Origin of the sequence: Shewanella colwelliana (assembly GCF_001735525.1) — a bacterium.
GTDB classification, from domain to species: Bacteria; Pseudomonadota; Gammaproteobacteria; order Enterobacterales; family Shewanellaceae; genus Shewanella; species Shewanella colwelliana.
This window is the reverse complement of record NZ_MCBT01000013.1, coordinates 23,004-37,994: the sequence shown is the minus strand read 5'-3', so window position 1 is coordinate 37,994 and position 14,991 is coordinate 23,004. Positions and strand designations below refer to the sequence as shown.

The following is a 14,991-nucleotide window of genomic DNA, read 5'->3' as shown; positions in this document are numbered from 1 at the left end:
TAGGGTAAATAATTCACCATTATACATTTCACTTCCTTATGAGATTTATAATGTACTACTTTATTACTAGGGTTGTTTTTGAAACGAATAAATCGTACAACTTTATTATTATGTTAGTTGTATCAAAATGTGTTTACTATTTTATCTATATATCTATATATCTATATATCTATATATCTATATATCTATATATCTATATATCTATATATCTATATATCTATATATCTATATATCTATATATCTATTAGACACAACCCTGCAGATTGTAGGTGTTATAACTTGGCATAAATGAGGTAAGTAAACCTATGGTGTGACTATATGCCAATCTGGTAATTTTTCCTGTAGATCGGGTTTTATTTTATCGAGATCGCCACGGATAACCATCACTGGTGGAGCGTGGAACACTTGCTGTGCCGCTTGCTGTAATGTCAACGAATTGAGACGTTGCCATTGAGCTTGCTGATTCACTATCGCTTGCCAATCCTGCTGCTTACTCAGCAGCTGAATATAGCGCGCCGTGCGATGAGCGGGATCGTCAAACATTAAGTTGAATTGATTTTGATAGTAATCTGCGAGCGCTTTTACCTCGTCGTCTTCGGCGAGCTCAGTTTGGGCTAGCTGTAAATGATCTAAAATCCCTTTAATAAAAGCCCCTGTGTGCTGTAACTGGGTACTACCGTAGTACTTTAGAATTGTCGCCATAGGGTTGTCGAAGCAGCGTCCATAAATTCCATAGGTGAGTCCTCGTCGTTCACGCAGATCATAGTAAAGTCTGCCTGAAAAACTTCTTCCGAGCCAACGGCTCAGAAGTTCGCAACTAAAAGTGCTGTCTATCTGGCCACTATCACTGCTGTGAGCCTGTAATGGTAAATGGTATCCAAGGCGCACTTGGGTTTGTACGCTGCCCGGCGCGTCGATAACGTAGAGGGTTTTACCATAGGGTTTAAAGCTATCTAGCTTTGGTTCACTGAAACTCGATGGCACAGGCAGGCGTTTCATTTGCGCTGCGATAACCGTTTTTTGCTGCGGCTCAATTGACGCGTCGCGTTCGATGATTAGGTGCCACTGGCTTTGGATCCCTGCTTGATGAGCAATCTTTTCAAGAGACTGATGTGTTAGCGTTTTTTGCTGTGCTTCATTATTGAGCGCGCCATTATAGGGATGGGTTTGTCCCAATATTTTTTCCGCCCACAGCTTCTCTATTTCGTTACCATTAAACGCGTTGATATGTTTATCGAGTGCGAGTTGTCGTCTTAGTTTGGCGATATCTAGATCGCTAAAACTGTCGGTTGACCATATATCGACTAATAGCGATAAGGCCGTTTCAAGCTGATCATCAGGGCAGGCCAAGGTAAGCGTAACGCTATGTAGACTCACTTGTGAGTTAAAGCTTTCTATGCAGTTGAAAGGTGTTTTTGCAGATGGCTTATTTGCCAGCCAAAGCCCTTTTTCAGTAAAGGCCTTGGCCAAGATATCCGCATCTTGATAAGGCTGGTTTGGGCTAACTGCGACTAAATGAATGCGGTTAAGCGTAGAGAGTCTGCCTGGGAGTATATGCAGGAGATGAAAGGGGTCTAGCACACTCACTTGCGGCACTAAATGGTGTTCTACTAGGCTCGAATCTGATGATTCAACTATAGGTGCGTTGATTAACGGTTTGAAGCTAGGGGGCTCGGGGGATTGAACTGGTGTAAAGGTCATTTTGGTCTGCTGACAACCACCGCAAATTAGCAAGATGAGAAAAAAACTGAGTAAGAGGCATGAGTTTATACTGCACAGCTTTATACCGCACAGCTTCACAACAAAGGGCCTCATAACACTTGCTCCTCTAATGAGTCTGTCCATCCTGTAGGTAGCCATTCGAGTACCGCTTTACTCCAGCGAATATACCAAGGCGGCAGCAGTTCTAAACGGACGACACCAGGCTGTAAATATTGTCGAGTGACTCGAATAATATCGGCGTTGGTGACTGCGTTGACGCGCTCCCATGGGCCAGATAGTGGAGTTAATCTGTCTTGTTCAAGGGTCGCGCTGAGTGTTGTCGCTAAGCTGATGTCGTTATCTAGTTTTGCTAGCTGCTGCTGTAGTGATCGCAGCTTTAACTGCTTAAGTTGTTCGGATGTGAGCCCACCGGCTGCAAAGTCATCGATAATCGCTGTGATCTGCTCGGTGAGCTGATCTAAGGAGATGTTGGCTCTTGGCACCATCACAAGGTTCATCACACCAAAATGTTCCATGGTCAATGGCAATGAGTAATACAGCAACTGTTTAGGTTCTGTGAGGCTGAGTTTAGCTAATACACTAGAGCGGCTTTGTAACAGGTAGGATTCAACTAAACTGATGGCGGCGGCATCTTGATGCGAACGACCAACGGTGTGCCATGCCAATAGTAAGCCAGGCCAAGGCCCTCGAGCATCGATGATCTCATGATGCACAGACTGCCTGTTAACTTGGAGTGGATGAAAGCCTTGGGGTGTGTTATTTGGCATTGGCCAGTCAGCAAAATACGCTTTTACCCAAGTGAGCGTTTGTGGTGGCACTTGCCCGACTATGCTTAGTTGCAGGGTATCGGGGCGGTAAAATGTTTGATGAAACTGAGTTAGGCTCTCGGTTGTCGCCGCTTCAATATCGGTTTTAGATCCAATCACGGCATGGCCATAAGGGGTTCCCTGCACTTGCTTGAGCAAAAACTCCATAGCAGGGCGAATATAGGGCTGATTATCTATCGTCGTCGCCATCTCCTCTAGCACTGTCTGTTGCTGGTTTTTCACTGTGTCTGTTGTCAGTGAGGGACGAATAAAACGATCGGCCTCTAACCAGAGTGCTAACTCAAGGGCATTGCTGGGAAGGTTAAGATAATAGTTGGTGTAATCGAAAAAGGTACTCGCGTTGAATCGGCCACTGAGTGCACTCATGGTTTGGCTATAACTGTCGCCTGGAGCATTTTGACTGCCTTTAAATAGCATATGTTCAAACAGGTGGGCATAGCCGGTTTGACCTTGTGATTCGTTGCGCGAACCGACCGCAAACTGACTGGCAATTGCCACACTTTGTCTTTGCGCAAGTGGTAATAGCCTCACCTCAAGCCCATTGTCTAAACGGCGATACTCAATGGTTTTTTCTACTTGATAAAGGGGCAATGCCAGCTGAGCCAACACATCATTGGCTGCCGCTACGCTAGTCGTTATTGTGGCGGCTATAAATAAGTGCGCCATTATCAAGTGTCGAGAAAGTGTTAAGTTCAATGTAATTGTCTCGCTTCTAAAGCCTGATTATGCCGATTGTTTTTATTCGTTGTTCGGTTTTAACCCTAGTCGTTTTGCCAATCTGTGTAAATTTCCTGAATCAATTTTCAAGGCGCGAGCGGTTGCTGCCCAGTTATTTTGGTGTTGCAGCAACATCTGACGAATATAGTTGCTTTGAAATTGCTCTGTAGCCTGCTTAAGATCGCCGCTGACGGCGAAAGCTGGAGTAGCGATCTCTTGGGTCATTGCGGTTTGGTTTTGCGGTGCAAATTCAAAATGTGTTGGATTTATCAAGGCAATATTGCCGGTCGACTGTGCTCTTGCCAAGATGGCCGCTCGATAAATACTGTGTTCGAGCTCCCTAACATTACCCGGCCAAGCATATTGGTTGAGCATGGTTATGCTTTGGGGGCTGAGACGTAGGCTTTGCAGGCCTAATTGCTGGCGACAGCGCTCAACAAAAAAACCACTGAGTAAGGTGATGTCTTGTTCGCGCTCTCTGAGAGGCGGAGCGAGCAGCGGGAACACGCTAAGTCTATGATACAAATCGGCCCTAAAGCGGCCTGCTAACACTTCATTTTTAAGGTTTTTATTAGTGGCGGCAATGATACGAACGTCCACCTTTAAACTGCGATCATCACCGATCTTTTGTAGATCACCATATTGCAATACCCGCAGTAACTTCGATTGGAGTGTCAGCGGGAGCTCACCTATCTCATCTAAAAACAGTGAGCCCTTGTCGGCCATTTCAAACTTACCGCTACGATGGCTAATTGCTCCCGTAAACGCCCCTTTGACATGGCCAAAGAGTTCACTTTCTGCCACAGATTCTGGTAATGCTGCGCAATTGAGGTATACCAAGGCTTGATTGGCACGTTGGGACTGCTGGTGGATAGCGCTGGCTATAAGCTCTTTACCCGTGCCCGTTTCACCAAGAATGAGCACGTTGAGCTCGGTTGGTGCGACGACGGCGATCTCTTGATTGAGATTAAGCATTACTGGAGATTGACCTATGATCTCGGTGTCGGCAGCTTGAGCGCGCGTTGTGCTGACTTGTGTGTCATCCCATTTTGATTGTAGTGACTGTTTCTCGAGTTTATCGATGAGTAGCGCGTTATTGAGCGAAGCCGAGGCAATGGCGCTGATGGCACGTAATTGCCCATCACTAAAGGAGGTAAATTGATCCGGGTTAAAGCCGTCGATTGTGATAGCGCCGATCAGGGCACCATCGGCGATGAGTGGTAAGCCGATACAGGCATGTACAGTTAGGTTGTCGCCTTGATTTGGGATCAGGCCATCATAGGGATCTGGAAGATCGCTATCGGCGGGGAAACGCACAATATCACCCGCTCGCGCAATGGCTTCGAGGCGGGGGTGTTCGTGAAGGTTAAAGCGTCGACCAAGCACATCTGGGCTGAGTCCATCTATGGCTAATGGCGTAAATAGCTGCCCCTTAAATTGTAGTAGTGCTGCGGCATCGCACTGAACGCTTAGTCTGATTGTATTGAGCAGGCGAGAGAATCTATCGTGGTTGGAGAGCCCTGAGGTGAGATCGAGTGCCATGCGAGTGAGTTCAGTCTGGCTGAGGGCCATAGGGTCTCCAAATGTTAACAAGGTAATAGGGTTAATATGAGTGGTTATTATGAACGGATATGACCAATAAATCCTAGTGCAATGTCAATTTGATGCTGTCAATTTGACGTGTTTAATTTAGTGCGTTTGATTGACTATGCCAAATTGAACATGCCAGTTTACATAGATGTCTCGTCTTGTTGACTGAGTGGCCGTAGCGCTGATATCAGACCAGAAATAGGGGCTCGCTGCCCCTATTTCTGTACTTCGACCTTAGTGAATCATACGATTATGTAGCGGCTGGTAGTGGCTCCCCTTGTTCTACTTTGCCTTTAGATTTAGCCAGCGCCTTCTTAATTAAGTCAAACAGGAATACGCCCATAAACAAGCCGCCTGCACCAAATAGAATATCACCAGGCATACGCATCCAGACTAAGGTTTCCACGAGTGGACTGTGAATGACTTCTGGTGAACGTGCAAACCAGTAGCCATTTTCAAGTACTGCAAAGAACTGCGTTATCCCTACAGGCAATAGTGACATAAATACCATGGCGGCAAGGCCAATGTTAAGGCTCCAAAACGCGCCTTTTAGCCATTTTTCATTCCATTGAATTTGACCACTTAAGCCGCGAAGACAGAACAGCATTAATCCCATGCCGAGCATGCCGTAGACTCCCATAAAGGCAGCATGGCCATGGGTGGCAGTGGTGTTTAATCCTTGAATAAAATACAGTGCGATAGGAGGGTTGATTAAGAAACCTAGAATGCCTGCTCCGACTAAATTCCAAAACGCGGTGGCGACGAAGAACATGATTGCCCACTTATAGCGGATCATCCATGGACTAGCGTTACGTAAACGGTAGCTTTCAACGGCTTCGAAACCGATTAAGGCGAGCGGAACGACTTCAAGAGCCGAGAATATAGCGCCCCAAGCAATAACCGATGTTGGTGTGCCAGTAAAATAGAGGTGGTGTAGGGTACCAATTAGACCACCCGTTAAGAAGATCACAGTGGTAAAGAGCACGGCAGCATTAGCACTGCGAGCACGAATGAGACCTAAGCGTACCAACATGAGTGCGATAACTGACGTTGCAAAGGTTTCGAAGAAGCCTTCAACCCATAAATGAACCACCCACCAACGCCAATATTCGGCGATGGCAAGGTTGGTGTGTTTGCCCATCATTAGCCCTGCACCGTAGAACAGGCCAATAGCGACACATGATGCATACAATACCCAAATAACTGGGCGCATCTCACCTTTTACTTTGAGGGCTGGGCGAATTGATGCCGTCACCAGGGCTAACCAAATCAGTAGACCGCCTAGCAGTAGCACTTGCCATACACGGCCTAAATCTATGTATTCGTAGCCTTGGTGTCCAAATAGGAAGTTCATATCCAAGTCGAAATACTGTTGAACGCCTATCCATTCACCCGCCATAGAGCCGAGTACGACGATGACTAACGCAATCCAGAGCACATTCACACCAAGACGCTGGAATTTGGGTTCATATCCAGACAGTGCTGGGGCGATATATAGGCCCGTACCCAGCCATGCGGTCGCGATCCAAAAAACCGCGAGTTGGGTATGCCAAGTACGAGTGACCGAGTAGGGTAAAATTTCAGAGAGTGGTATACCGTAGAAGTTTTGCCCTTCAACAGCGTAGTGTGCGGTAATACCACCTAGAAAAATTTGTAGTAAAAACAAACCAATGGCAGTAACGAAATACTTGCCTACGGCCTTTTGTGACGGCGTGGGTTTGGTGAGAAATAAGGGATCTTGTTCTGCAGGCTGAGGTAGACTCTCATGTTTGCCACTTGCATGATGCCAAACTAAGCCGCCAATACCGGCAATCAGGGTAATAATACTTAAGATTGACCACACGATGTTATCAGAAGTTGGTGTATTACCGATCTGTGGATCATAAGGCCAGTTATTAGTGTAGGTGTAGGACTCTCCTTGGCGCTCTGTGACGGCTGCCCAAGCGCCCCAAAATAGGAAGGCATTAAGCTTTTCTCGTCTAGCGAGATCCGGCACAGTGCCCTCTTTCATTGCATACTGCTCTCTGAGCACTGACAATTTAGGGTCATCACCAAATAATGCCAGATAGTGTTCGACGACCTGACCGATCGCCTGAATACGGGTAGCTGACAGGGTAATGACACTGTTGCCTTGGGGATCGGTGACGACACTGTTGGCGCGAATATCCTCGCGTAATGCTTGCTCCAGTGCAGCTTGAACTTGAGAGTTGAGTTCATTGAAGGGCAAGTTGTGGCGTGCTTTAGCTGTGATATCTAACCAAGCTTGTGCTTCTTTATGCAGCCAATCTGCAGTCCAGTCTGGTGCAACGTAGGAACCGTGTCCCCAAATTGAACCCAACTGATGGCCACCCATTGAACGCCAGACCAGTTGACCTTGTTCAATATCATTTTTGGTGAAGATAGGGCTGCCTTGTTCATTAACAAAGGCGGTGGGAATCGGGGGCTTTTCTCGATAGATCTCACTGCCAATACTTAGCAGTACCGTGAAGGATGCAATAAGTACCACTATCAGTGCTATTGCAGTTAGCCGTTGCTTGCTCATAAAACCTCTCAGCGCAATATATTTTAGTATAAGTTGCACTGATATAGCACTAGCTGTGCCAGCTTTGTATCTTATTGTTTTTATGTGGTTTAGTGTTTTTTATTTACGCTATTACTGTCATTATGACACTCAGTGTAAGTAGTCAATATGACATTGGGGTGTCTTAATGACAGTGCGCTATATCACTGCCATCGAGTGCAGGGGTTACTGATATAAAGAGGGGTCGTCTTTATTTGGTCGAGTTTTGAAACGGCGATGTAACCACATATATTGGGCGCGATTACGATCAATGATTGATTCGACGATTTGATTACCACGTTTGGCGTCTTCAAGCTCATTCTCACCGGGGAAATCGTCCAATGGCGCCTGTATTTCAATGCTGTAGCCGTTATCATCATCGTTGCGGACGACGGCAAAGGGGAGCACTTTGGCTTTACCCAGTTTGGCGAGTGTCGTGGCACCGGTTATCGTGGCGGCATCGGGGACGGCGAAAAAAGGAATAAATACCGCACTCGAGCGGCCAAAGTCTTGGTCTGCGGTATACCAAATTACATCAGGGCTTCTTAAGCTGCGCACCATTTGACGGATATCGCGTTTAGCGACTAAGCCTTTGTTAGAACGTAAGCGCCCATTGACCTGCAGATACTCCATCAACGGATTATTATGGGGCCGATAGACACCAATACCGGGTTGGAATTGGCCAAAAATACGTGCCCCCATCTCAAGAGGAAGACAGTGCACCGCAAATAGGATGACACCTTGGCCGGCGGCTAAGGTCTGCTCTACATGGGCTTGTCCTTTAATGGTCATGTGCTGCTGTACTTTGCTATCTGGCCACCACCAAGCGTTGGCAATATCGAAAATAGCTTTACCCGTTTCTTCAAAGTTTTGGGTGAGCAGTACTGCTTGGTCTGCTGCCGACATCTGTGGAAAACACAATTCAATATTACGCTTGGCCGTGTTAACTCTACCTTTGACAAGCTTCATGGCCAATCGGCCAATGGCTTTTCCTAGGCGCATCTGTTGGCGTAAAGGTAACAACTGGCTTAACCGCATAATGGCCACGCCTAGCCAGATAAGCCAGTACTTTGGATGATAAAAAGAGGATGAGAAGCTTGCTTTTTCGACCACGGAAACCTAAATGTGTTAATCAAAACGAGCCCACATTCTACCGCAATTAGTGGAGGGGATTGGTATAATCACTGACAATTTTTTAAAAAGAGTAGCTGGATCATGCTCCAATACCTATCTGCTTCAAAGCGAGCAGGGGAGGGCCACATTAACTTGCTTGCACGTTTGCGCTATACAGACTCTCATACTCAAGATAATCTGTTACCTAGGGCAAGCAGATGCATATTGAGGTTGGCTATCGAGTGTTAGCAGAAGCGTTATTTATCGCTAGCGGCTGGTTTTGGGCGCCGATCAGCCAGACGTCGCAGGCCTTAGTTTGCCATACGCCGCAACTGGAGTTGTGCTTGGCACAGTTGCCTAGCACTGTAAAACGGCAACTGCCGAGCAATCGCGCTCAGCTTCGCCTACAGATGGGGGGAAGAGGAGCCATGGCGCGCCCCGTTTCTCATTCATCTATTGCTGGGGTGGTGTTTTTATCAGTTGAAAATATCCCTATGTCCTCTTCAGCACTATGGGGAGGCGAGGTGTATGCGCTACCTTTAGCGGCATCACAACAGCTCACCTTAATTCATGAGCTAGGTCATCTGGCCACGGCACGTTTGCCTGTCGACTACTGGGGGCAAGAAGGATTAACCCCATATCAGCATGAGTGGCTCGCCGACTTTTACCTTGTTTGGCATCTGGCTAAACAAGGAGAGCCAATGGCGTTAGCCTGGCAGCAGTATCATAAACGTAATTTGGCAGTATTTGAGAGTGTGCAGGCGATGTCTCACTGGACAACGCCAATGCTTTCACAGTTATTAGCGCGTTACACGTGGCAGCAACTGGGTCAATTTGAGCGGTTTTCCACGCTGATTGCAGAGGTTTATCCCCATTTGCATCAGTATAAAGCCGATGAGTTGAATGAGTTTTCTAGCCTGCTACAGCAGCTATTTGATGCTAGTAAACTGCATGATTTACCGCAATATATGTTTTGGCGGCGCCCAGCAATGGCGCAATATATTCGACCCACATTAGAACGTATGATGGGGCAACAGGCGGCGACAGCGTGGCTGGTTGAACAAGCGATGAATAGCCCTGTGCATGGGGAGTGATACCAATCACGATAAGAGTGTGATCAACTCAGTGTGTTTTACTGCACCCGATGCCGTGTTAACGAACGACTATGTTCCTCATTCATTGCAATCAACAATGACGTTGTGAATGCCCTTGATGCACGACTATATGGATATAGGAGATAGGGTAACGCACGGATCGGTTACCGAGGATGCTAGAGACGAGGAGCAATTGAGGGCCTTGCCTCAGACGCACTAAACGCTCGCAGAGCGAACAGATCTTAATACTGATTGGTATAACATGCTGAATAGATAATACCGGCCAAAATAAAAGGAGCATAGTGCTCCTTTTATTTTAATAATTATTCATTCAGTGACGTGGTGGACGACGTTCACGTAGGACGACATCAGGGTTAAAATCGATATCACCTTCATCGTCAATGGTGACGAGCTTGTCGTCTTGTTTAGCCACAGCAGTGCGAGAGTGAGGTGAGCTCCTAACAAAAAGTAATTGGTAGCCCAGTTTTGCAAGGGTGTAAAAAGCGAATCTTTGAGGTGTAGTAAGGCGATCCCAATGTTGCTCAACATTGGCTTGGGCAATTCTTCTCTCCTCAAAGGTGAGATAGTTGCTGTCTAAGGCTGACGCTTGCATAACACTTTCCTCAATTAACACTCAGATTAATTCACTATCGATGATTATATAATCAGATGACTCCTATTTATGCAAGCAATACGCAACGGTTACTTGATCGGATCACTGTTGAACGTCACAAATATGTTCAGATTTGTTGCCAGAATGATTCTTGGCCACAAACCTGCGTAGGCTGGATGGCAGATTAGAAATGCCATTGCAGGTAAATTGTTTGGTAATTACTGCCGCCTTTAATACGCCCAAATGCTGAGCTGGTTTCAAATATGCCCGATCTATGGTGAATAGCATAGCCTAGCCACATGTTTCGCATGTTGTGGCTGTTGAATAGGTCGCCCATGTTGAGGTCGAGCGAGAAATCAAGATAGTTAAGTAGCTTTGATGGTTTATAACCTTTCTCCTCAATTTCAGAACCTTCAATATGGGTAAGGCTGCTGACATAAGAGAGCCCTTCGGCTACGCCTAATCTAAATCTTGGTCCTAGCTCAAAGGTATAGAATGCTTTAATGGCGACGACCGCCTCAGCTAAATCATTTTGCACTTCAGAACTGTGATGCCAAGCCAAACCGGGGGTAAAATAAAGTTCAATGGGCAGGGTAAATAGTGTCTCGCTCAAGCGGGTACCGTAAAACAGCGAGCTCATTTGGTTATTATAGGGATCGGTGCGCGTGTTCCAGTTTAATATTTCATTGAGATTGGAGGGCGTAGCCCAGCCGTGAGAGAGCCGCAAAAACTCATCACTGTCATCACTATAGGGCACCGAGCGGTAGCTCTTTTTGTTAGGCTCAGGAAAGAAGCCAAATCCAAAAAAGGACTCATATTGGTAGGCGGTGTCTATGCTTGGCAGATTCGATACACTGTCTTCCAAACGTCCAATGCCAAATTGGCCAAGTAGGTAAAGGTTGCTGACTACATGGTAACGTGCCTCTACACCAGCGTTTACTTGAACGCCACCGCCGACGTCATATTGCTCTAATCCATAGTAATACTGGTTAAAGTCGTCGCTCTTCCATTGAAACTCTGCATAGGGGGTGAGCTTCCAGTCGCCTTGTTGCCAGTGGTATTTAGTTCGCGTGTAAAGGTAGCCGCGTTTGTGCGAATCAGAAAGCAAGGCAACGTCGGCTTCCCAAGGTCCATGGGTAAATTTGTATTGCAGTCCAAAATCGAAGGCTTGCGCCTGAGATTCATTTTGTAACTCTTTAGGAATATCGACAAAGCGAAAGCGGGTATAAGCATTAATTTGATGATCGCCCTGCTGCCATAAATGTACGCCACCTTCCATACCATTGATAAAGGCATAGTCACTTTCAAATTTAAGTAGTGGCAGTACGTCATAGACTTCATCGTCTTCAACGGCATAGGGAATATCGCCACGACGGACACCAATAGCAACCCCCCAATCGTCAGTGCGGTAGTTGGCCTGTGGTGTAGAGGTTTCTTCTGCCATGAGTGATAAGGGCGTTATCAGTGATAACGAGAGTATGAGGGGGCTGAGTGAAATTATCGTTTTCATATTATTAGTTTAGCCAATGAGCCGTAGTCATAGGATGCTACAAGGCGGTTAAAAATCAAGCGTTTATTTAGGTTTTCAACAGGTCAAAGTCTAAAAGGGCTAGAAAAATAAAAAGACCGCATCGCGGTCTTTTTAATATGTCAGCGATTAGACTAATCTGCTTCTTTTAGGCTCTGGGTTAAATCCACAATTGCCTTTTTACCGTCGCCAAACAACATTAAAGTGTTGTCTTTGGCAAACAAGGGGTTAGGCAGTCCAGCAAAACCTGGACTCAATGAACGTTTAACCACAACCACGGTGCGCGCTTTGTCTACGTTAAGAATCGGCATGCCATAGATTGGGCTACCTTTGTCTTCTCGCGCCATAGGGTTGGTTACATCGTTGGCACCAATAACAATAGCCACGTCGGTTTGCTCAAACTGAGGGTTGATCTCATCCATCTCTATCAACTGCTCATAAGGCACTTCTGCTTCTGCCAGCAGTACGTTCATGTGCCCTGGCATACGCCCTGCAACCGGATGAATCGCGTACAAGACTTGTGCGCCACGTCCTTCAAGTACTGAGGCCAGTTCACGCACCGCATGTTGAGCTTGGGCCATGGCTAATCCGTAACCAGGTACAATAACTACGCGCTCTGCGGTTTCTAATAGCATAGCGACTTCTTCAGGCGATGATGAGGTGACTTTACCTGCGTAGACTTCATCGGCATCGATGGTTTCGCCGCCTTCCGCCATGACGCCAAACAGCACGTTAAATAGCGAACGGTTCATCGCCTTACACATGATTTGTGTCAGAATAATCCCCGACGCACCGACCAGTGAACCAGACACAATCAGTACCGTGTTACCTGTGATGAAACCTGTGGTCGCCGCCGCAATACCTGAGTATGAGTTAAGCAGTGCAATCACAACAGGCATGTCCGCACCACCAATAGGGACGACGAGGAATAGGCCTAGCAGTAATGATACCGCCACTAAAGCATAAATTAGCGCGGTATTACTAGGGTCGAGGACTATAGCAATAGAGAGACCAATGGCTGAAATCAATAACACAGCATTGATAAACTTATTACCGGGTACTCTAATTGGATTACCCGAGATCAGCTCTTGGAGTTTCGCGAAAGCCACAAACGAACCAGAAAGCGTCACCGCACCAATCAGTACAGTTAAACTGATAGAGATAAGCGCCACCAGATGGGTTGCTGATTCGGGATCGAGGAAGCTCGCCATGGCGATAAATAGCGATGCTCCACCACCAAAACCGTTAAGCAGGGCGACCATCTGTGGCATTGCCGTGACTTGAATCTTGGTGGCCATCACAGCACCAATGGTTCCGCCCAGTAATACCCCTGCGATGATCCATTCGTAGCTTAAAATGCTTTTATCAAAAAGGGTTACCACAACAGCTATAAACATACCTAAGGCCGATAACTGGTTACCACGTACCGCAGTGCGTGGTTTAGTGAGGCCTTTGATACCTAAAATAAACAGACTCGCAGCCACAAGGTAGGCGAGATAAATAATCGTCATACTCATGTTAGCTTATTTCCTTTTAAACATGGCAAGCATGCGGTTGGTAACCATATAGCCACCAACAACATTAATTGTGGCAAGTACCACAGCGATAAAACCTAACACATTGACCCAAATGCCCGCGCCAGAACCGGCCGATAGAAGTGCGCCAACTAATGAGATCCCTGAGATTGCATTTGAACCTGACATTAATGGTGTATGCAGTGTTGGTGGCACTTTAGTGATCAGTTCGACACCTAAAAATACCGCCACCATAAATAGGGTGAGTAGTAATAGAATTTCCATTATTGAGCCTCCTCTGGCGCAGCAATTTCGGGCATGCCCAATAGTGTTCGGATCCGCGCGTTAACCACGTCACCTTGGTGTACGACAACGGTGTCACGTACAATCTCGTCGTCAAAGTCTAAGTTAAGCTGGCCTTCTTTATCGATCAGCAGCTTGAGCAAGTTTTCAATATTAGTCCCGTACATCTGGCTGGCATGGGTGGCTGCCGTACCGGGAATATTGGCTGGGCCAAAAATGGTGACACCATTGTGAACCACAATCTCATCAAGACGAGTTAGCTCACAGTTACCACCCGTTTCAGCCGCTAAGTCAACAATAATGGTGCCAGGCTTCATGCCATCAACCATCTCTTTGGTAATAAGAACAGGGGCTTTACGGCCTGGAATCGCCGCGGTGGTGATCACGATATCTTGCTGGGCCAATACATTGGTCATCGCCTGTTGCTGACGCTTGAGGAAGTCGTCGCTTTGCTCAGTTGCGTAACCACCTTTGGTTTCTGTGTTCTCGGTTTCAAGATCGAGTTCTACCGGCTTTGCGCCAACCGAGAGGATCTGTTCACGGGCGGCGGGGCGAATATCATAGGCCTCAACCACTGCGCCGAGTCGTTTCGCGGTCGCACAAGCTTGTAGACCAGCCACACCTACCCCCATGATAAATGCACGTGCCGGTTTTAGTGTGCCCGCTGCAGTCATCATCATGGGGAAGAGTCGCGGTGCATGATGGGCGGCCAATAGCACTGCTTTATAGCCAGCAATCGTTGCCATGGAAGAGAGAATATCCATGCTTTGCGCACGTGTAATACGTGGTACCAGTTCAAGCGCGATAGCCGTTGTGCCCGTTGATGCAAGCATTTTCGCATTGTCCGGATTAGCTAGGGGATCCATCATGCCAATGAATAACTGATTTGGCTTAGCGAGTGCTTTGATCTCATCAAATTGCTGACCTTTACAGTTAACTAAGGTGATGATTTCAGCCTCTTGAAATAGCTGCTCACGGCTGGTGATAGTCGCTCCTGCTTCCTGGTATTCTGAATCGCTAAAACCCGCCGCAAGGCCAGCTCCGCTTTCAACAAGGATTTGGAGGTTCTTTTTGATTAACCGAGTCACGTTGGCCGGAATTAACGCTACGCGTTTTTCGTCGGCTTGGCTCTCTTTAGGTAGACCTAGTTTCACTGAGGAAACCTCTTAGTTAGGGACAGACGTCGTTATTAATGTTTTGTAGGCTCGTTATTGTGGCGAGTCTGAAATCAGACACAAGCGCGAATTTTTCATATTTAGGTGTTTAGCACTGGTCAGAGCAATTTATTTGCGCTAGGCCACAAAATTTCATTTCAAATTCTGTGGTTAACTGCACTCTTTTCGAAAAACTTTATCGCCACCCTCACTTTTGTAGCTCAAATAGTAACCTTTGCATATTCCAAAATCGAAT

11 protein-coding genes are annotated in these 14,991 nt (G+C 46.7%); 1 reads left to right on the top strand and 10 read right to left on the bottom strand.

Annotated features, from left to right (window positions below; all coding sequences use genetic code 11):
- Positions 1-303: 303 nt before the first annotated feature.
- The 5 genes from BEL05_RS04770 to BEL05_RS04750 all read right to left on the bottom strand — a co-directional run bounded on the left by BEL05_RS04770 (position 304) and on the right by BEL05_RS04750 (position 8,529).
- On the bottom strand, positions 304-1,701 hold the full coding sequence (locus BEL05_RS04770) for a M16 family metallopeptidase (RefSeq protein WP_175427319.1): 1,398 nt from the start codon (positions 1,699-1,701) through the stop codon (positions 304-306).
- 110 nt (positions 1,702-1,811) lie between these two features.
- Positions 1,812-3,215 carry a M16 family metallopeptidase gene (locus tag BEL05_RS04765; protein WP_069670458.1) on the bottom strand — a complete coding sequence of 468 codons (1,404 nt, stop codon included), beginning with the start codon at positions 3,213-3,215 and terminating at the stop codon, positions 1,812-1,814.
- A gap of 72 nt (positions 3,216-3,287) precedes the next feature.
- Positions 3,288-4,838 carry a nitric oxide reductase transcriptional regulator NorR gene (gene norR / locus BEL05_RS04760; RefSeq protein WP_028764168.1) on the bottom strand — a complete coding sequence of 517 codons (1,551 nt, stop codon included), beginning with the start codon at positions 4,836-4,838 and terminating at the stop codon, positions 3,288-3,290.
- Positions 4,839-5,106: 268 nt separating this feature from the next.
- Entirely contained in the window at positions 5,107-7,398 is a 2,292-nt protein-coding gene (locus tag BEL05_RS04755) for a nitric-oxide reductase large subunit (protein ID WP_069670457.1), read from the bottom strand.
- Positions 7,399-7,602: 204 nt separating this feature from the next.
- The gene (locus BEL05_RS04750) at positions 7,603-8,529 is read right to left on the bottom strand and encodes an LpxL/LpxP family Kdo(2)-lipid IV(A) lauroyl/palmitoleoyl acyltransferase (protein WP_069670456.1); all 927 of its coding nucleotides are present in this window, start codon (positions 8,527-8,529) and stop codon (positions 7,603-7,605) included.
- Between the two features lie 218 nt (positions 8,530-8,747).
- Here BEL05_RS04750 and BEL05_RS04745 point away from each other — a divergent pair, with 218 nt between their 5' ends.
- Entirely contained in the window at positions 8,748-9,623 is an 876-nt protein-coding gene (locus BEL05_RS04745; protein WP_069670455.1) for a hypothetical protein, read from the top strand.
- A gap of 331 nt (positions 9,624-9,954) precedes the next feature.
- Here BEL05_RS04745 and BEL05_RS04740 read toward each other — a convergent pair whose 3' ends face one another.
- The 5 genes from BEL05_RS04740 to BEL05_RS04720 form a co-directional block, all read right to left on the bottom strand.
- Positions 9,955-10,236: a hypothetical protein gene (locus BEL05_RS04740; RefSeq protein WP_028764171.1), complete on the bottom strand. Its 282-nt coding sequence runs from the start codon at positions 10,234-10,236 to the stop codon at positions 9,955-9,957.
- Positions 10,237-10,420: 184 nt separating this feature from the next.
- Complete coding sequence (locus BEL05_RS04735) at positions 10,421-11,680, bottom strand: MipA/OmpV family protein (protein WP_245686938.1); 1,260 nt, start codon at positions 11,678-11,680, stop codon at positions 10,421-10,423.
- A gap of 218 nt (positions 11,681-11,898) precedes the next feature.
- On the bottom strand, positions 11,899-13,281 hold the full coding sequence (locus BEL05_RS04730) for an NAD(P)(+) transhydrogenase (Re/Si-specific) subunit beta (RefSeq protein WP_028764173.1): 1,383 nt from the start codon (positions 13,279-13,281) through the stop codon (positions 11,899-11,901).
- A 6-nt stretch (positions 13,282-13,287) separates the two neighbouring features.
- A complete protein-coding gene (locus BEL05_RS04725) occupies positions 13,288-13,563 on the bottom strand; it encodes an NAD(P) transhydrogenase subunit alpha part 2 (RefSeq protein WP_028764174.1) in 276 nt (91 codons plus the stop codon).
- A complete protein-coding gene (locus BEL05_RS04720) occupies positions 13,563-14,735 on the bottom strand; it encodes a Re/Si-specific NAD(P)(+) transhydrogenase subunit alpha (RefSeq protein WP_069670453.1) in 1,173 nt (390 codons plus the stop codon). Before BEL05_RS04720 ends, BEL05_RS04725 begins: the two co-directional genes overlap by 1 nt.
- Between the last annotated feature and the right edge of the window lie 256 nt (positions 14,736-14,991).

Coding starts and splice junctions, on each gene's coding strand:
- BEL05_RS04765 (WP_069670458.1), bottom strand. CDS start 3,215: ATGGCGCACTTATTTATAGCCGCCACAATAACGACTAGCGTAGCGGCA.
- BEL05_RS04755 (WP_069670457.1), bottom strand. CDS start 7,398: ATGAGCAAGCAACGGCTAACTGCAATAGCACTGATAGTGGTACTTATT.
- BEL05_RS04770 (WP_175427319.1), bottom strand. CDS start 1,701: ATGACCTTTACACCAGTTCAATCCCCCGAGCCCCCTAGCTTCAAACCG.
- BEL05_RS04735 (WP_245686938.1), bottom strand. CDS start 11,680: ATGGCAGAAGAAACCTCTACACCACAGGCCAACTACCGCACTGACGAT.
- BEL05_RS04730 (WP_028764173.1), bottom strand. CDS start 13,281: ATGAGTATGACGATTATTTATCTCGCCTACCTTGTGGCTGCGAGTCTG.
- BEL05_RS04745 (WP_069670455.1), top strand. CDS start 8,748: ATGCATATTGAGGTTGGCTATCGAGTGTTAGCAGAAGCGTTATTTATC.
- norR (WP_028764168.1), bottom strand. CDS start 4,838: ATGGCCCTCAGCCAGACTGAACTCACTCGCATGGCACTCGATCTCACC.
- BEL05_RS04725 (WP_028764174.1), bottom strand. CDS start 13,563: ATGGAAATTCTATTACTACTCACCCTATTTATGGTGGCGGTATTTTTA.
- BEL05_RS04740 (WP_028764171.1), bottom strand. CDS start 10,236: ATGCAAGCGTCAGCCTTAGACAGCAACTATCTCACCTTTGAGGAGAGA.